Annotated in this window: 13 protein-coding genes; all 13 read left to right on the forward strand. The window is 44.3% G+C overall.

The window, feature by feature from the left end; all coding sequences use genetic code 11:
• Positions 1-20 precede the first annotated feature (20 nt).
• Entirely contained in the window at positions 21-1,391 is a 1,371-nt protein-coding gene (gene purF / locus ACFSMW_RS19200; protein ID WP_390357926.1) for an amidophosphoribosyltransferase, read from the forward strand.
• A 22-nt stretch (positions 1,392-1,413) separates the two neighbouring features.
• A complete protein-coding gene (gene purM / locus ACFSMW_RS19205) occupies positions 1,414-2,433 on the forward strand; it encodes a phosphoribosylformylglycinamidine cyclo-ligase (RefSeq protein ID WP_390357927.1) in 1,020 nt (339 codons plus the stop codon).
• Positions 2,430-3,005, forward strand: a complete 576-nt coding sequence (purN, locus tag ACFSMW_RS19210) for a phosphoribosylglycinamide formyltransferase (RefSeq protein ID WP_390357928.1) — start codon at positions 2,430-2,432, stop codon at positions 3,003-3,005. The genes purM and purN overlap by 4 nt, the downstream gene beginning before the upstream one ends.
• 57 nt (positions 3,006-3,062) lie before the next feature.
• Positions 3,063-4,595, forward strand: a complete 1,533-nt coding sequence (purH, locus tag ACFSMW_RS19215; RefSeq protein ID WP_390357929.1) for a bifunctional phosphoribosylaminoimidazolecarboxamide formyltransferase/IMP cyclohydrolase — start codon at positions 3,063-3,065, stop codon at positions 4,593-4,595.
• Positions 4,596-4,744: 149 nt separating this feature from the next.
• Positions 4,745-5,986: a phosphoribosylamine--glycine ligase gene (gene purD, locus ACFSMW_RS19220; protein WP_390357930.1), complete on the forward strand. Its 1,242-nt coding sequence runs from the start codon at positions 4,745-4,747 to the stop codon at positions 5,984-5,986.
• Positions 5,987-6,313: 327 nt separating this feature from the next.
• A complete protein-coding gene (locus ACFSMW_RS19225; RefSeq protein WP_390357931.1) occupies positions 6,314-8,053 on the forward strand; it encodes an adenine deaminase C-terminal domain-containing protein in 1,740 nt (579 codons plus the stop codon).
• A gap of 111 nt (positions 8,054-8,164) precedes the next feature.
• Complete coding sequence (locus tag ACFSMW_RS19230) at positions 8,165-8,476, forward strand: YerC/YecD family TrpR-related protein (RefSeq protein ID WP_390357932.1); 312 nt, start codon at positions 8,165-8,167, stop codon at positions 8,474-8,476.
• Between the two features lie 391 nt (positions 8,477-8,867).
• Positions 8,868-9,554 carry a heptaprenylglyceryl phosphate synthase gene (gene pcrB, locus ACFSMW_RS19235; protein WP_390357933.1) on the forward strand — a complete coding sequence of 229 codons (687 nt, stop codon included), beginning with the start codon at positions 8,868-8,870 and terminating at the stop codon, positions 9,552-9,554.
• A gap of 37 nt (positions 9,555-9,591) precedes the next feature.
• The gene (gene pcrA, locus ACFSMW_RS19240) at positions 9,592-11,826 is read left to right on the forward strand and encodes a DNA helicase PcrA (RefSeq protein WP_390357934.1); all 2,235 of its coding nucleotides are present in this window, start codon (positions 9,592-9,594) and stop codon (positions 11,824-11,826) included.
• A gap of 17 nt (positions 11,827-11,843) precedes the next feature.
• The gene (ligA, locus tag ACFSMW_RS19245) at positions 11,844-13,850 is read left to right on the forward strand and encodes an NAD-dependent DNA ligase LigA (protein WP_390357935.1); all 2,007 of its coding nucleotides are present in this window, start codon (positions 11,844-11,846) and stop codon (positions 13,848-13,850) included.
• A 38-nt stretch (positions 13,851-13,888) separates the two neighbouring features.
• Positions 13,889-15,106, forward strand: coding sequence for a CamS family sex pheromone protein (locus ACFSMW_RS19250; RefSeq protein WP_390357936.1), 1,218 nt, complete (start codon positions 13,889-13,891; stop codon positions 15,104-15,106).
• A gap of 136 nt (positions 15,107-15,242) precedes the next feature.
• On the forward strand, positions 15,243-16,796 hold the full coding sequence (gene pruA / locus ACFSMW_RS19255; protein WP_390357937.1) for an L-glutamate gamma-semialdehyde dehydrogenase: 1,554 nt from the start codon (positions 15,243-15,245) through the stop codon (positions 16,794-16,796).
• Positions 16,797-17,220: 424 nt separating this feature from the next.
• Positions 17,221-18,486: a helix-turn-helix domain-containing protein gene (locus tag ACFSMW_RS19260; protein ID WP_390357938.1), complete on the forward strand. Its 1,266-nt coding sequence runs from the start codon at positions 17,221-17,223 to the stop codon at positions 18,484-18,486.
• Positions 18,487-18,495: the final 9 nt, after the last annotated feature.

An 18,495-nucleotide genomic window follows, 5' to 3' on the forward strand; every position in this document is an offset into this window, starting at 1 on the left:
GCAAAAAGCGAGGCGACATGATGTTTGGAATATGGGGACATGAAAAAGCAGCGGAAATAACGTACTATGCTTTGCATGCCTTGCAGCACCGGGGACAGGATGGTGCGGGGATTGTCGCTTGCGGCGGCGAAGCGTGGCAAATTCATAAAGATGTTGGGTTGTTGAATGATGTTTTCAGCCGGGGTGAATTAGACAGGCTGGCAGGTCAAAATGCAATTGGACAGATACACTATGCTATCAACGGCAATCAAGGCTTCGATAATGTGCAGCCGCATCTTTTTCAATCGCAAAAAGAAAGTATGGCTATCGTTCATAGTGGTAATATCATGAACGCCCATGCGTTGCGGGGAGAATTGGAAGCATCAGGAAGCATTTTCCAGACGGATGCTGATACGGAGCTGCTGGCGCATTTGATCAGACGTCATGGAGCGGTTGTGAACGAGGCCGCTATAGCAGACGCGCTTGGTAAAATTATTGGGGCCTACGCTTTTATGTTAATGACAGAGGATTGCATGTATATCGCGCTGGATCCACAAGGCATCCGGCCATTGACAATCGGCAGACTGCAGGACGCATATGTCGTTTCTTCAGAATCCTGTGCATTCGATTTGATTGGTGCACAAAAAATATTCGAAGTGCAGCCAGGGGATCTGATACGAATTGATGCTGCAGGCTGGCAGCGAAAAGCGGTTATACCATCTGAACGGCAGCGCTTATGCGCCATGGAGTATGTGTATTTTTCGCGGCCGGATAGTGATTTACAGCATATTAATGTCCATGCTGCGAGGAAGCGCATGGGCATGCAACTTGCAGAAGAAGCAGCCGTTCGGGCAGATGTCGTGACTGGTGTACCGGATTCCAGTATTTCAGCTGCAATCGGATATGCAGAGGCAAGTCACCTTCCTTATGAAATCGGTTTGATCAAGAACCGTTATGTCGGGCGGACGTTTATCAAACCCTCTCAAGAATTACGTGAACAAGGGGTTAAAATGAAGCTATCTCCTGTAAAAGGCATCGTCGCAGGAAAGAGAGTCGTCATGGTCGATGATTCCATTGTCAGAGGAACGACGTCAAAAAAAATAGTCAGGATGCTGAAGGAGGCTGGCGCAGCAGAGGTGCACGTCAGGATTGCTTCACCTCCGGTTAAACACCCATGTTATTATGGTATCGACATGTCGACAACAGAGGAATTATTTGCTGCAAATCACACATTAGATGGCATGTGTGAAGCAATCGGTGCAGACAGTCTGGCTTATTTATCTCCGGAAGGTTTGGAAAAGGCTATCATTGCTGCCAAAAAAAATCCCGATAAGGGTATATGCAATGCATGCTTTACAGGCAATTACCCAGTCGGGGCAGACATACTGCTGCAAGAAAAAGTACGATCATAACAGAGGAAATCAGGAGGAACCAATGACACATTCTTATAAAGATGCTGGTGTGGATGTCAAACGAGGATATGAGGCTGTTGAACGGATGAAAAAGCACATAAGCAGAACCACACGACCGGAGGTACTCGGTGGATTAGGAGCATTTGCTGGTATGTTCGATCTGAGCAGTTTTTCTTATCGGGAGCCTGTGCTGGTTTCCGGAACAGATGGCGTGGGAACAAAACTGGTACTGGCACAGCAAATGGACCTGCATGAAACCATCGGCATCGACTTGGTTGCCATGTGTGTCAACGATGTGGCGGCACAAGGTGCAGCACCACTGTTTTTCCTTGATTATATTGCCTGTGGAAAAAATGAACCGGAGAAAATAGAACAAATCATTTCCGGTGTTGCAGAAGGCTGTGTACAGGCAGGTGCAGCACTAATTGGGGGAGAAACGGCAGAGATGCCTGGTATGTATCAAGCGGAGGAATATGATTTGGCTGGTTTTGCGGTGGGGATTGCCGAAAAATCGCAGCTCATTGATGGCAGCACCATTCAGAAAGGTGACGCAGTGATTGGCTTGGCCGCGAGCGGCATTCATTCCAACGGTTATTCTCTTGTAAGAGCGATAGTGGAAGAGATGGATTTGACAAAGGTCTACCCGGGACTGCATCGTCCACTAGGTGAAGAATTGCTGTGCCCGACGAAAATTTATGCCAAGCTGATCGCTGCAATGCAGGAGCATTGCCGATTAAAGGGAATCTCACATATTACAGGCGGCGGTTTCTATGAAAATTTGCCAAGAATGCTGCCAGATGGTATTGGTGTGGCCATTCAAAAAGATGCCTGGGAAGTGCCATCCATTTTCACATTTTTACAAACGCATGGACAGATTCCAGCACAAGATATGTTCGAGGTTTTCAATATGGGGATTGGTATGGCGCTCGTTGTGGAGCAGGCGGATGTAAATAATATCTTGGAACTGGCAGAGACAATGGGAGAAAAAGCATTTGTAATCGGCGAGACTGTTGCCGAAGAAGGAGTGCATTTCCTGCCATGAGTAAAGTGAAAGCTGCCGTGTTCGCCTCCGGAACGGGAAGTAATTTTCAAGCCATGCTTCAGAAAAAATTTCTGGAAGCTGAAATCGTATTGCTCGTTTGTGACCGTCCAGATGCTAAGGTCATCGAGATTGCGGACAAATACCATATTCCGGTCTACGCCCGCCCTCCAATGGACTTTCCAAGTAAAGCGGCGTATGAAAAGAAGGTGCTGAAACAGCTGCAAGTTCATCGAGTGGAGTGGATATTCCTGGCAGGATATATGCGTCTGATCGGGGATACGCTGTTATCTGTTTTTCCCAACAGAATTATCAATATCCATCCATCTTTACTGCCGGCATTTCCTGGAAAAGAGGCCATTGAACAGGCAGTTCGAGCAGGCGTGAAGGTGACAGGGGTGACCATCCATTTCGTTGATTCCGGCATGGACACGGGTCAGATTATCGCACAACAAGCTGTGAAAATGAAAAAGGGCGAAAGCCTGTCGCAATTAACCAAGCGCATCCAGTCGGTGGAACATCGTTTATATCCGGAAACAATTAATAAGCTTTTATCGCGAAGTAATGGACTTTGATGTTGCGGGCATTGACAACAACCTATACAACATGGGAAGAAAGGCAGGAGGAAAGTGATGAAAAAACGTGCATTAATCAGTGTTTCAGATAAAAGAGGAATTGTCGAATTTGCGTCTGGCTTGCAGAAACTAGGGTTCGAAATCATTTCAACAGGAGGTACATTGGCTGCACTGCAGCAAGCTGGTGTTGAAGCAACAGGCGTAGAAACGGTCACGGGTTTTCCAGAGATCCTCGATGGACGTGTAAAAACGCTGCATCCGCTTATTCACGGAGGTATTTTGAATAAACGAAACGATGAACTTCAGCAACAACAATTGCGAGAAAACAACATTGAACAGATTGATATCGTGGCAGTCAATTTATATCCATTTAAAGAGACGGTTTCTAAAGAAAACGCATCTCATGAAGAAATCATTGAAAACATTGATATCGGAGGGCCGTCCATGTTGCGGGCTGCAGCCAAAAACTATCAGGATGTACTCGTGATAGTTAATCCGGAAGACTATGAAAATGTACTTGATAGACTAGCTTCTGGCCAAGCAACTGAAGCGTTTCGCCAAAGGCTGGCAGCGAAAGTCTTTCAACACACAGCCCAATATGATGCATTGATCGCTCAATATTTTTCAGATAAGACCGACCAAGCCTATCCTCAAGATTTTACTGTTACATATGAAAAGGTCCAAGATCTTCGCTACGGGGAGAATCCACATCAGACGGCTGCTTTTTATCAAACGCCGCTGGCGGTGCCGATGAGTCTGGCCGCTGCGGAGCAATGGCATGGAAAAGAGTTGTCCTACAATAACATTCAAGATGCGAATGCCTGCTTGGAGATGCTTGCAGAGTTCAGCGAACCTGCAGCAGTTGCTGTAAAGCATATGAATCCATGCGGCATCGGTGCGGGTACGGACATTGAGGAGGCTTTCGGGAAGGCGTATGCCGCAGACCCCATTTCTATTTTCGGCGGAATTGTTGCAGTCAACCGGGAGGTCACGACGAAATTGGCAGGAAAGCTAAGCAGCATTTTCCTGGAAATCGTCATCGCCCCTGCCTATTCATCGGAAGCAAAAGAGATACTGACCAAAAAGAAAAACATCCGCTTGCTCACGTTGGCAATGAATGGTGCATCAACTGCCTTGATGAAGCTGACCTCTGTCAAAGGCGGCCTTTTGGTACAGTCAAGTGACAGCAAGGTATTGCACGCAGCTGATTTCTCTTATCCAACCAAGCGGAAGCCGACAGATACAGAAATGCAAGACTTGCTATTTGCTGAAAAAGCATGCAAGCATGTGAAATCCAATGCAATTGTCGTTGCGAAAAATCAGCAGACGCTTGGTGTTGGGGCAGGTCAAATGAACCGAGTCGGTGCAGCCTTGATCGCTTTGGAACAAGCCGGTAAAAAATCCCAAACAGCGGTGATGGCATCCGATGCATTTTTTCCAATGCCGGATACGGTAGAAGCGGCTGCGAAAGCAGGGATAGCCGCAATCATTCAGCCTGGCGGATCCAAAAGAGACCAGGATTCCGTGGCAGTTTGCGACGAACACGGTATTGCCATGGTTTATACGAACACAAGACACTTTAAACATTAGGAAGTAGTGGGAACATGGCGATCGATAAAGATGACTGGTAGCTGCCTGTGAGTGGGTGTTGCTCGTGAAAAACGCTTCCTGCTTAACAGCGAGCTAATGTTGCTCGCCACAAACTCGATAGGATTTTAATTCACAGGAGGAATGTGAATATGAATATTTTGATTGTCGGCCGCGGTGGACGTGAACACAGTTTGGTTCAAAAAATAGCCGCCAGTCCGCGTGTGGGGAAACTATTCGCGGCTCCAGGAAATGCCGGTATGGAAGAAGCGACCGTCGTTGATATAATGGAGAATGATTTGGATGGTTTGGTAGCATTCGCGAAACAAAATAAGATTGATTTGACCATTGTCGGGCCTGAGGTTCCACTGATGCTAGGTATCGCCGACAAGTTTCAGGAGGAGAACCTAGCTATTTTTGCTCCTGACAAAGAAGCAGCTTTACTCGAAGGGAGCAAAAAGTTCGCTAAAGATTTGATGGTGAAATATGGGGTGCCGACAGCCAATTATGCAGTTTTTCAAACCGCTGAAAAAGCGAAAGCTTACATTCATGAAATGGGTGCGCCAATCGTTGTCAAAGCAGACGGTCTTGCAGCGGGAAAAGGTGTGGTAGTCGCTCAAACGGTTGATGAAGCCTGTCGGGCTGTTGATCATATGCTGGTTGATAAAGCATTTGCTGAAGCGGGAGCTGCTATCGTTGTGGAGGAATATATGCAAGGAAGGGAATTTTCCCTGATGGCTTTTGTTCATCATGACCGTGTTTTTCCAATGATTGCTGCCCAGGATCATAAACGTGCGTTTGACCATGATCAGGGTCCAAACACAGGCGGCATGGGAGCATTCGCACCGATAACAGAGATCACGGATGACGTTTTAGCCACTGCATATGAAGAAGTACTGGAGAAGACTGCCAATGCAATGGTTATGGAAAGCAAGCCATTTACGGGAATTTTATATGCGGGGCTGATGCTGACGGATAAAGGTATCAAAGTGATTGAATTTAATGCGAGATTTGGCGATCCGGAAACCCAGGTCGTTTTGCCGCTTCTGAAAAATGACCTATTGCAAGTGCTGGAAGATGTCCTGGCAGGTAAAGATCCCGGTCTGCAATGGAAGAATCAATCTTGTGCCGGTGTCGTTCTTGCTGCAGCAGGCTACCCGGCCACCTATCAGAGAAACGTTCCGATTCCTTCCTGTTCAGCAACTGATCATTGTTTTGTCAATTTCGCAGGTGTCAAACAAGATGGGGAGCGGCTAGTGTCATCCGGCGGACGTGTTTTACTTGTCGGCAGTCTGGCGGAAACGTTAGACCAAGCCGCGATGAATGTCTATGAAAATATCACTGCGTTAAATACGAGTGAGGGATTCATTTTTCGAAGTGATATTGGAAGATAGCACCGCAACCATCATAAAAACACCCCCGGGCATGCGTGTGCCTGGGCTTGTTTTTTGATTGTCAGAAAAAAACTTGAAATATATAACGTTTGCAGGGTGACAATGCGACAAAGCGCTACGATGAGTCTAAGGCAGGGCAAGCTATTTCATGCTGATGTTGAATTTAAAACTATATTTTTCGGCAATGTCAGCAGCTTGGCGCCTTTGCATGAAAACGTCACCAAATGTTCACTTTAATATGATGAAACTTTGCAGTATAAAAGCTGAAATATGATACAATAGGTATCATACAATATATTTATAAAGTTAGTCATTGGAGTGTTGATTATGCTGGAAAACGGCTTTTGGAGAAACAGAGATTTGCGAAAACATGTAAGTATCATGGATGGCATAACAGCGCCGACACTTGTACTGAAAAATGGTACCTATTTGAATATGTATACGAAGAAATGGTTAAACGCCAATATTTGGATTTACTGCGATCGAATAGTTTATGTGGGCGAAAAAATGCCAAGCAACTGTGAAGACACGGAGATTGTGGATTGCAGTGGAAAATATCTTGTTCCTGGGTATGTGGAAATGCATGCACACCCGTTTCAACTATATAATCCGGAATCTCTCGCCATACACGCTGCAACATTTGGAACAACAACATTGGTGAACGACAACTTGATGTGGCGGTTTTTGTTAGACAAAAAGAAAGCGTTTTCTTTGATTGGGGAATTTGATGAGCTGCCGGTATCCATGTATTGGTGGGCACGTTTTGATTCACAAACTGTCCTTCATGACGAAGAGGCTCTATTCAATACGGAGGATGTACTCGCATGGCTCAAGCATCCTTCTGTCGTGCAGGGAGGAGAGTTGACCTCATGGCCAAGCCTGCTCAACGGTGATGATATCTTGCTATATTGGATGCAAAAGGCAAAACAGCTTGGCAAGCCAATTGAAGGTCATTTTCCGGGTGCGTCTGAAAAAACGCTGACGAAATTGAAATTGCTCGGCGTCAATGCTGACCACGAGTCTATTTCGGGAAAAGATGTCATCAAACGTATGGAATTAGGATATCAAACCGGATTGCGACATTCTTCTATCAGACCTGATCTGCCTAGGTTGCTGGATGAGATTTTGGCAGAAGGCGTGGACGTATTTGATAGTCTATCCTTTACTACAGATGGTGCCACACCGGCGTTTTATAAAGAGGGTTTGATCAATCGCTGCATTAAGATCGCCATTGATAAAGGAGTACCACTTGCAGATGCCTATCGGATGGGCAGCTACAATCCGAGCAAGCATCTGCATTTAGAAGAAAAAATCGGCAGTATTGCTCCGGGAAGACTTGCCCATATCAATATTTTATTAGATAAAACAGATCCTGACCCGGAAAGTGTTCTTGCCAAGGGGAAATGGATCAGAAAAGCCGGTAAGGTACTTAAGATGGAATCGACGATAGATTGGCAGAAATATGATTTAGATCGTTTCCATTTGTCCTGGGATTTGTCACTCAGCGATTTGCAATTTTCCTTGCCGATTGGGCTGGATATGGTCAACGATGTCATCATGAAACCATATGCCATTCAAACGGATATCACGCCCGATCAGCTTCCTGAAAATCGTGATGATGCGTTTCTCTTACTGATGGACCGGAATGGGCAATGGCGATCCAATACAACCCTTCGCGGTTTTACGAAAACGTTAGGAGGTCTTGCCAGCTCCTATTCCACAACTGGTGACCTGGTATTCATCGGCAAAAATAAACATGATATGCTGCTGGCTTTTCGCAGGTTGAAAGAAATTGGCGGCGGCATTGTAATTGCTCATGAGGGGGAAATCCTGGTGGAAATCCCATTAAAGCTCAGTGGTATCATGTTTGAAGGCAAAATGCCAGAGCTGATAGAAAAAGAAGAAGCTTTGCGAGCTTGTCTTGAGAAGTACGGCTATTCATTCGGCGATCCGGTATACAGCATCCTCTTCTTGTCATCAACACATCTGCCGTATATTCGGATTACCCAAAAAGGTATCGTCGATGTTAAAAAAAGAGAAGTGTTATTTCCTTCGACGATCAGATAAGCAAAAGTGACAACTTCGACAAAAACAGGTATTATCATAGTAGAGATGCCCTGTCATTCCCGATTTTTTTTGCAAATGTTATCGGATTTTGAATAGGAGGAGGGGGTTGACTTGCAAATTGATAAATTGCGAGGAGAGCAGCTTGATCGGTTTTTCGATGCGATTCTATCTTTGAAGAACCGTGATGAATGCTATCAATTTTTTGATGATGTAGCGACCATGAGCGAGATACAATCATTATCCCAGCGCTTGCAGGTGGCCAAGATGCTGCGCGATGGCCATACGTACAGTGTGATTGATAAAGAGACCAATGCATCCACCGCAACTATTTCCCGAGTCAGACGCTGTATCAAATATGGCAGCGACGGATACGACCTAGTGTTGAAACGCCTGGATGAAAAAAATATATCGGATAATGAATGACTGTTACACAGGTGCTGTACTGACGGCGTGATATAAACGCTGAAAGTCGGCACCTGTTTTGATTGTGATAGTTTGATTTGCTGGATGGGGTGTTACTTAGAAAAAGGATCTTTGTTCGGGAGCAAGAGGATGTTGCCCTTGCAGATGCGGAAACACTGCTCGCCAGCCTAAGTAACCAACTTGCCCAAATTAGAGATCCTCCTGATCATGGGTGGCTGCCCGCAAAATAATACCTTTGCTCACCACTCGGTTCTTTTCGCTTGAAAACCGCCAATCCCGCACCCCAATCGGTCCCCGCTTCCCAAGCAAAAAAACTTTTCCATATCACTCTTTTCATAATCGGATTTTTGCTATAATGAAATAATGGAACATAATAATGGAGGACAAATCTGTGTATACACAATTAAGTGAATGGAAACATATTTTCAAGCTTGATCCTAATAAAGAGATTTCAGATGAAGCATTGGAACAAATATGCGAATCAGGTACGGATGCAATCATTGTCGGCGGTACGGATGATGTGACACTTGACAACGTCCTTGAGTTATTGTCGAGCATCCGCAGATATACGGTGCCTTGTTTTCTGGAAATTTCAGACATGGAAGCACTCACTCCCGGATTTGATGGCTATTTGGTACCGATGGTTTTAAATAGTACGGATAAACAATGGATCTTGGGCAAACAGCATGAGGCCATTAAAGAATATAGAGATATCATGAACTGGGACGAAATTTTCATGGAAGGCTACTGTATTATGAATCCAGACTGCAAGGCCTTCCAGAAGACGAGCTGCCAGCTGCCGATGGAAGAGGATGTGCTGGCCTATGCCTATATGGCTGAGCATGTCTTCCATCTGCCAGTGTTTTATTTAGAATACAGTGGCAAATATGGCAGTGCGGAGCTTGCCGCAAAGGTGAAAAATGAATTGAACAAGACACAGTTCATTTATGGCGGGGGCGTCGAAACGGCCGAGCAAGCTCGGGAAATGAAAGAACATGCTGACACGATTATCGTTGGCAACAGTATTTACAGTAATTTAAAAGAGGCATTGAAGACGGTCAAGGCCGTGAAACAGTGATGCATATTCCTCATTTTGAAAAGGTGGTGCCAGGAAGATGAATCCGACAAGAGACAATTTATTAAAAGGATTGAATAAACAACAACAAGAAGCTGTCAAGCACACAGAAGGACCGCTATTGATCATGGCAGGGGCAGGGAGTGGTAAGACGCGTGTGCTGACACATCGCATCGCTTACCTGATGAATGAAAAGGATGTCTCACCAAGAAATATCCTTGCCATCACCTTCACCAATAAAGCTGCCAGAGAAATGAAAGAAAGGGTGCAGCGGCTGGTGGGTGCTGCAGGCGACAATATGTGGGTGTCAACCTTTCACTCCATGTGTGTACGAATTTTACGCAGAGATATCGACCGAATTGGATATAACCGCGCTTTTACCATCCTGGACAGCAGTGACCAACTTTCAGTCATCAAGCAAGTGTTAAAAAACCGCAACATCGATCCGAAAAAATTCGAACCGAGAGCCATGCTGAGCCAAATCAGCTCAGCGAAAAATGAGCTGGTGACACCCGAGCAGTTCAATGAAAAAGTGGGTAATTTTTACGATCGCCAGGTTGGACAGGTATATGAAGGCTATCAAAAGATTTTGCGTAAAAACCAGTCACTTGATTTTGACGATTTAATTATGCAGACGATCAATCTGTTTCAAAAGGTGCCAGAAGTGCTGGAATACTATCAACGCCGCTTTCAATATATCCATGTCGATGAGTATCAAGATACGAACCATGCGCAATACTATTTGGTAAAGCTGCTGGCAAGCCGTTTTCAGAATCTGTGCGTTGTCGGGGACTCCGACCAATCGATTTATCGCTGGAGGGGTGCTGATATTACCAATATCTTATCCTTTGAAAAAGACTATCCATCCGCCAGGGCGGTATTTTTGGAACAAAATTACCGGTCGACGAAGTCCATCCTGCAAGCGGCTAACAAAGTGATTGCCAATAACAGCGGCCGCAAGCCTAAAAACTTATGGACTGAAAATCCGGATGGTGCTAAAATCAGTTATTTCCAAGGATCGACAGAGCAGGAAGAGGCGCTGTTTGTCACAGATAAGATTCAGCAGCTCATCCGCGAAGAAGGCTACAAGCCAAGTGATATGGCCATCCTGTACAGGACGAACGCACAGTCACGTGCAATTGAGGATACGTTCATGAAATCGGGAATCGGCTATCAGATGGTGGGCGGCACGAAGTTCTATGACCGCAAAGAAATCAAAGATATGATCGCTTATCTTCGTTTGATCACGAATCCGAATGATGATATCAGCTTCACTCGTGTGGTCAACGAACCGAAACGCGGCATCGGTAAAACCTCCATGGAAAAACTCGCGGCCTATGCCACTCAGCACGGCATTTCCTTATTTGATGCGGTGAAGGAGGTCCAGTATACTGGGGTCTCTAAAAAAGCTGCCAATGCTTTGGACGGCTTTGCTCATTTGATTCAAACCCTGTCACAGCAGCAGGAATTTTTAACAGCTACCGATATGGTAGAGGCTGTGCTGGAAAGAACCGGCTATGAAGAAACCTTGAAAAATGAAAGAACGATTGAAGCACAAAGCCGTTTGGAAAACCTGGAGGAATTCAAAACGGTTACTCATGATTTTGAAGAGAAAGCGGAAGAGGACAAGACATTGCTTGCCTTCTTGACAGATCTGGCTTTGATTGCCGATATCGACAAAGTGGACGAAGAGGATCCTGACAATGACAGCAAGGTAGTCCTGATGACCCTTCACGCTGCGAAAGGTCTGGAATTTCCGGTAGTTTTCCTAATCGGTCTAGAGGAAAATGTATTTCCACACAGTCGTTCAATGTTTGATGATGATGAAATGGAAGAAGAGCGCCGTCTTGCATATGTAGGTATTACACGAGCGGAAAAAATTCTCTACTTGACGCATGCGAAGATGCGCACCATTTACGGACGTACGAATATGAACCCAATTAGCCGATTCATCAATGAGATCCCGGAAGAGTTGATCGATGGCATCGAACAGGCAAGGGAAGCCATGTTTGGTACATTCCGCAAAGGATTCAGTCAAGGCCAAAAGCAAGCTGAGACAGCACCGAAACGTCAGGCGCAACGTTTGCAGAAAACGACAGGTGCCGAAAACAAATCGTGGAATCCTGGGGACAAAGCTAGTCATAAAAAATGGGGTGTAGGCACCGTTGTCAAGGTCCAGGGAGATGGAGACAACATGGAATTGGATGTAGCATTCCCGGCGCCGGTTGGTGTCAAGCGTCTGCTTGCGAAATTTGCCCCGATTGAGAAACAGTAATATAGGAGGCTGAATCAGTGGATAAACAACAGGCAGAAGAACAGATTCTCGCGTTACGAAAAAAGTTGGACCAGTATAGTTATGATTATTATGTGCTGGACAATCCAAGCGTGCCTGATTCTGAATATGACCAAAGGCTGCGTGAGCTCCAGGAGCTGGAAGCACAATTTCCTGAGCTGATCACCGCTGATTCTCCGACACAACGAGTCGGGGACAAGCCGCTGGAAGGCTTCGTGAAGGTCAGGCATACTATCCCGATGCTTAGCCTTGGTAATGCATTCAACGAGGATGAACTGAGAGATTTCGACCGTCGTGTACGCCAGGGTCTTGGTGACGATTTTTCCTACGTATGTGAATTGAAAATTGATGGACTCGCTGTATCTTTACGATATGAAGATGGAAAGTTTGTGCTTGGGTCGACCCGCGGCGATGCGACAGTAGGGGAAGATATTACAGGCAATTTGCGTACGATTCGCAGCATCCCATTGTCCATCGCTGAAAAAAATACGATTGAGGTGCGCGGTGAAGCATATATGCCTCATAAATCTTTTCTTGCGTTAAATAATATTCGGGAAAAGCAGGGACAGGAGCCATTCGCCAATCCACGGAACGCTGCTGCGGGTTCGCTGCGGCAACTCGATCCGAAAATAGCTGCATCGAGGAATTTGGACATTTTCCTGTATGGCGTAGGAGAGTGGCGAGGGAAACGGATCACAACGCACAGCGGCCGTTTGGAATATATGAAAGAGCTTGGATTGAAGACGAATCCAGAATGGAAAAAATGCAACAGCATAGATGAAGTTTTGAAATACGTGGATGATTGGTCGAAAGAGCGGCCGAATTTGAGCTATGAAATTGATGGCATTGTCATCAAGGTAGATGATCTTGACCAACAGGAAGAACTGGGCTATACGGCTAAAAGTCCTAAATGGGCAATCGCCTATAAATTTCCAGCTGAAGAAGTACTGACGACATTGCGGGATATTGAACTGAGTGTTGGACGTACTGGCGTCATCACACCGACAGCAATCCTCAATCCTGTCAGGGTTGCCGGAACCACTGTCCAGCGGGCATCATTGCATAATGAGGATTTGATCCAGGCGAAGGATATTCGTATCGGCGACAAGGTAGTTGTGAAGAAGGCTGGAGATATCATTCCGGAAGTGGTTCGATCGGTAAAAGAACAGCGTACAGGAGATGAACAGTCTTTCCAAATGCCGACAGATTGCCCGGTTTGCGGAAACGAACTTGTACGGTTAGAGGGAGAAGTCGCACTACGATGCATCAATCCTGATTGCCCGGCCCAAATCAAGGAAGAGTTGATCCATTTTGTTTCCCGGAATGCGATGAATATCGATGGTCTGGGAGAAAAAGTGATTCAGCAGCTGTTCGATGAGAAACTGATCCATACGATTGCAGATGTTTATCGTTTAGATAAAGATGAGTTGCTGCGTTTGGAAAGAATGGGTGAGAAATCCGTCAGCAATTTACTCGAAGCGATTGAAAAATCGAAAGAAAATTCCCTGGAAAAATTACTGTTCGGTCTTGGCATCCGTTTTATCGGCGCCAAGGCAGCCAAAATCCTAGCTGCACAATTTAAAACGATGGATCAGTTGAAGAAGGCGAGCCTTGCGGATTTGGTGGCCGTAGATGAAATCGGAGAAAAGATGGCTGATTCCATTGTACAATATTTTTCTGAGGAAAAAGTGGAAACTTTGCTGTCGCATCTGCAAGAACTTGGTGTTAACATGGTTTACAAAGGCAGTACAAGTTCACAGCAAGCCGAAGATACCATATTTTCCGGAAAAACAGTTGTATTGACCGGGAAAATGGAGGAATTTACCCGCCAGGAAGCAAAAGAGAAAATCGAGGCGCTCGGCGGCAGTGTCACCGGCAGTGTCAGCAAAAACACCGACATCGTGATTGCAGGCGAAGCTACCGGCTCAAAATATGATAAAGCTGTCAAATTGGGAGTCGCTGTTTGGGACGAAGCACAATTTAAGGCAGCATTGGATGAAGAGTAGCCGAGATTACTCATCAGAAGCATAAGGAGCAGGGAACCGTGAAAAAAATTATCGCAATAGTGGTGTGCGCGCTCCTTCTTTTATCAGGGTGTGCACCAAAAATGAAAGAAGAGCAAGTAGTCAAAAATGAAAAATCAAAAAAAGAAACATCTATTGTACCAAGTTATCAGCTTTCCAAAGAGAACTACCGTATGATTCTGCCGTATAAGCCAAGTAAGGCAAGAGGTGTCATTGTAGGACAGTTGGCCAACCGGATGGATATCGATGAAGTGGAAGAGGGACTTAGAAGGCATTCTAAAGAATTTTTTGATCCCGAAACGTATTACTTTCAAGAGGGGCAGTACTTGGACAAAGATATGGTGTATGACTGGCTGGGACGTAAACTCACCAAGAAACAGCTTGAAAAAGAATCCTCTTCTCAAATTTCGGATCTGAAAAAGAATGGCTACACAGTGAACGAAGAGAAGGTAAAGCATGAGTTACAGCAAGGGTTGAATCCTTCCATTGAAGATGAGCAAAGTAAAGAGCAGCAGGAAAAAAATCCGAAATATTTATCACATATTTTGGAGCAGAATTTTTTAAAGGAAGGAAAAGACGGAACGGCAAGGCTGCAGGGAGTTTCCATCGCACTTGCGATGAAATCGGTATATCGTTACCAGACGGAAACAGGCGGTCCGTATAAATACCGAAAAATATCACAAAAAGAGATGCTTGAACAAGGACATCAAATCGCGAATACCATTCTGAAAAGGGTGCGCCAAATGGATGGCCTGAAAAACGTGCCGATCCTGTTTACCATTTATCGAGAGGAAGAGCAGGAATCCCCGGTACCGGGAAACTTTGTACAGGAATCCTTTGTTGAGAAGGGTTCATCAAGCTTCGGGAAATGGAAATCTATCAAGGAAGAATTCGTGATGTTCCCATCCTCTCATGCCAACGATAAATATTTTGACGACGCACAGATGGTGAAGGCTTTTTCTGATGAAGTAGCTAAATACTTTCCCAATTATGTAGGAGTCATAGGAAAAGGATTCTATGTGAATGGCGAGATGAAGCGTCTTACGCTGGAAATACCACTTGAATTCAATGGAAAAGGCGAAGTGCTTGGATTTTCACAGTATGCATTTGGGGCGGCGAAGGAAATCCTGACCGGGCACTATGATCTGGAAATCAACGTCAAATCCAGTACCCAGAATGAGAGCTTGATTTATCGTGATGCAGATGAGAAAGAACCGGTTGTCCATATTTTTCATTAATGTATAAATAGATTCATTGAATAGAAAAAGATTATGGGTTAAAATAAGGAGTGGAACAAGTTCCACTCCATTTTTTTGAGAAAATGAAAGCGGAATCTTTTGATTGATTGAAAGAATTATAAGGAGGTTTTTTTTCATGGTAGTACCATATAAGCATGAACCTTTTACAGATTTCACGGTAGAAGAAAACAAACAGGCACTGCTTTCTGCCTTAAAAAAAGCAGAAGCAGATTTCGGTAAGGAATACCCCCTTGTTATAGGCGGGGAGCGCATTACAACGGATGAGAAAATCAAAGTTGTAAACCCTGCCAATAAAAATGAAGTCATTGGTTATGTATCCAAGGCCAACAAGGAACTGGCTGAAAAAGCGATAGAAACAGCTAATGAAACATTTGAAAAAACATGGAGAAAATCTGATCCGAAATTCCGTTCGGATATTCTATTCCGTGCTGCTGCAATCGTTCGCCGCCGTAAAGCGGAATTCACAGCACATATCATCAAAGAAGCAGGTAAACCATGGAAAGAAGCCGATGCAGATATTGCTGAAGGAATTGATTTCCTGGAATACTATGGCCGTCAAATGCTGAAAATTAAAGATGGCGCTGAAGTGGAAAGCCGTCCAATCGAACATAACCAATTCCACTATATTCCACTAGGAGTCGGGCTTGTCATTTCTCCTTGGAATTTCTTGTTCGCCATCATGACAGGTACCACGGTCGCAGCTATGGTTACAGGCAACACCGTGTTGTTGAAACCAGCTAGTGCAACACCGATCATTGCATATAAACTGATGGAGGTACTGGAAGAGGCGGGTATGCCTGCTGGTGTTGTCAACTATATTCCAGGCCCAGGTTCTGAAGTTGGCGACTATCTAGTCGATCATCCGAAAACACGTTTTGTCAGCTTCACTGGTTCCCGTGCTGTCGGAACCCGTATCTTTGAACGCGCTGCGGTTGTACAGGAAGGCCAAAAATGGCTGAAACGTACAATCATTGAAATGGGCGGTAAAGATACCATTGTTGTTGATAATGAAGCTGATTTGGAATTGGCTGCGCAATCCATTGTTCAGTCGGCATTCGGTTTCTCAGGCCAGAAATGTTCCGCATGCTCCCGCGCGATCATTCACGAGGATGTGTACGACCAGGTGAAGGACCGCGTAGTGGAATTGACAAAGGAACTGACTATCGGGAACACTTCCGATCCATCCAACATTTTCATGGGCCCTGTTATCGACCAGGCGGCATATGATAAAATCATGAGCTATATCGAAATTGGAAAAGAAGAAGGTGAACTGCTGGCAGGCGGCACCGGAGATGATTCAGAAGGCTGGTTTGTCAACCCTACCGTGTTTGGCGACCTTGACCCGAAAGCACGCCTCATGCAGGAAGAAATCTTTGGCCCTGTGGTCGGTTTAGCTAAAGCGAAAGACTTTGATGAGCTGATTGATATCGCTAACAATACAGATTATGGCTTGACCGGTGCGGTCATCACTAATAACCGTGCGCATCTGGAACAGGCACGCGAAGACTTCATGGTCGGAAATCTGTATTTCAACCGCGGCTGTACTGCAGCAATCGTTGGTTACCAGCCATTCGGCGGGTTCAACATGTCCGGAACGGATTCCAAAGCAGGCGGACCAGATTATTTGATCCAGCATATGCAAGGGAAAACTACTTCCGAACAGCTGTAATTTAAGAGAAAGATATTTTAACGGCCTCATCATAGAATGGTGGGGCCGTTTTTCAAAACGATGGATGGGTAGTGCAATACTGTCTGATCACAGATCTTTGAAACGATTAACTGTTGGGTTATTTGAAAATGCTAATCTATAAAAGTTCCGACGGACCATATTCAGAGAATGCGACAAGGGCATGAAATAATTGTCAAAAACACACTTATTATCCATTTTTAAGTCTATTCCAGGAAAGTAGGAAAGTTTTTGGGCGTTTTCAGAGGGTAAAATGCCATTTCGGGGCTTCAACTTTCCCAATATGAAATATCTGAAAGTATGTTATTATATAAATATAGCAGAAAGTAGTACACCAAATGCCAAACGGTTTTTCTGCTACATCCATCCAAGAAGTGGGATAAGTGATGAAGAGGTGGATACATTGATGGAAATAGGCGCATTTATCAAACTCCAGCGAATTAAGCATGAAATGACTCAGGAAGAACTTGCCCGCGGTATTGTTTCCATGTCTTACCTATCCAAGATTGAAAACGAGAAAACGGTAGCAAGTCCGGAAGTTATCAGCTTATTATGCACTCGCCTGGGAATCGAAGTCGATAGTGATAAAGACATTACCATCAAGGAAAAGTGCCAAAACTGGTATGATTCATTATTTGAGGTTAACGATAAGCAGGAAATCATTGCTGCTTATGAGGAATTGGAAGAGTTAATCAGTTTAGTGCGATCTGACAGTTTGGCCATGTTTGAAATACATAAAGTCCGTTACTATCTGGTACTCGGCGAGTATGATAAAGCGCTGGAACAAATTAACAAGCTGAACGATATGTCAGCATTGTTTGACAACCTGCATCAGTTCTATTGGTTTAAGTTTAAAGGGAATTATAACTCATTAAACGGTGATTTCAATAATGCCATGAGATTTTACAAATTGGCAGAAGAGAAGATTAGTCAGATCCATCTTCCTGAAGTTGAAGCAGCAGATTTAAACTATACGATTTCAGTAACACATAGCAAGTTAAAAAACACACTGGAAGCCATTGATTATGCGAAAAAAGCAATCAATATTTTCCAGAAAGAGTATAATTTCATTCGTTGTGCGCAGTGTCACATTGTTCTAGGAATTTCTTATAGAAGGATTAGGATGTTTGATAGAACATTAGAAAATCTTAATCTAGCAATGCAACTAGGCACATTAAATAATAACCAAGCAATCATACAATTAGTAAATCAAAATCTTGGTTACTTGCACTCAACAAAAGGGGAACCTAGGAAAGCAATTCATTATTTTGAAGAAGTGATTGCTGATAACACTGTAAAACTGGATGAAAGGTTATTAACTACTACATATTTGATTAAAGAATATTACAAAGTAGGCATGGTCGATAAGACTAAAGAAGTAATTGGAAAGGCACTGTCTCTTTTAAAACAAGCAGAATATAGCGTTTTTCATGAACTATTCTATTATATTATTCATACTTTTAAGTTTGCTGTTAACAAAGAATATAAAAAATTTGAACGGCTAGTATCAGAGAAGTTTATACCTTATTTAAAGGATCGTAAAGATTACAGCAATCTGGTAATTTACTCCAAAATGTTAGGGGAACATTACGAGAGGCAAAAAAGGTATGAGGACTCTGTTAAATACTATAAAATGGCAAGTAAAACGTATGAACAAGTAGTAAATCTGTAAAGGGGGGAT

The sequence above is a fragment of the Tigheibacillus halophilus genome (assembly GCF_042683165.1).
Classification (GTDB): Bacteria; Bacillota; Bacilli; order Bacillales; family Amphibacillaceae; genus Tigheibacillus; species Tigheibacillus halophilus.

Excerpts from the sequence above, each read along its gene's own strand:
- purH (WP_390357929.1), top strand. The coding sequence starts at position 3,063 with ATGAAAAAACGTGCATTAATCAGTGTTTCAGATAAAAGAGGAATTGTC.
- purD (WP_390357930.1), top strand. The coding sequence starts at position 4,745 with ATGAATATTTTGATTGTCGGCCGCGGTGGACGTGAACACAGTTTGGTT.
- pcrA (WP_390357934.1), top strand. The coding sequence starts at position 9,592 with ATGAATCCGACAAGAGACAATTTATTAAAAGGATTGAATAAACAACAA.
- purF (WP_390357926.1), top strand. The coding sequence starts at position 21 with ATGTTTGGAATATGGGGACATGAAAAAGCAGCGGAAATAACGTACTAT.
- ACFSMW_RS19260 (WP_390357938.1), top strand. The coding sequence starts at position 17,221 with ATGGAAATAGGCGCATTTATCAAACTCCAGCGAATTAAGCATGAAATG.
- ACFSMW_RS19225 (WP_390357931.1), top strand. The coding sequence starts at position 6,314 with ATGCTGGAAAACGGCTTTTGGAGAAACAGAGATTTGCGAAAACATGTA.
- purN (WP_390357928.1), top strand. The coding sequence starts at position 2,430 with ATGAGTAAAGTGAAAGCTGCCGTGTTCGCCTCCGGAACGGGAAGTAAT.
- purM (WP_390357927.1), top strand. The coding sequence starts at position 1,414 with ATGACACATTCTTATAAAGATGCTGGTGTGGATGTCAAACGAGGATAT.
- pruA (WP_390357937.1), top strand. The coding sequence starts at position 15,243 with ATGGTAGTACCATATAAGCATGAACCTTTTACAGATTTCACGGTAGAA.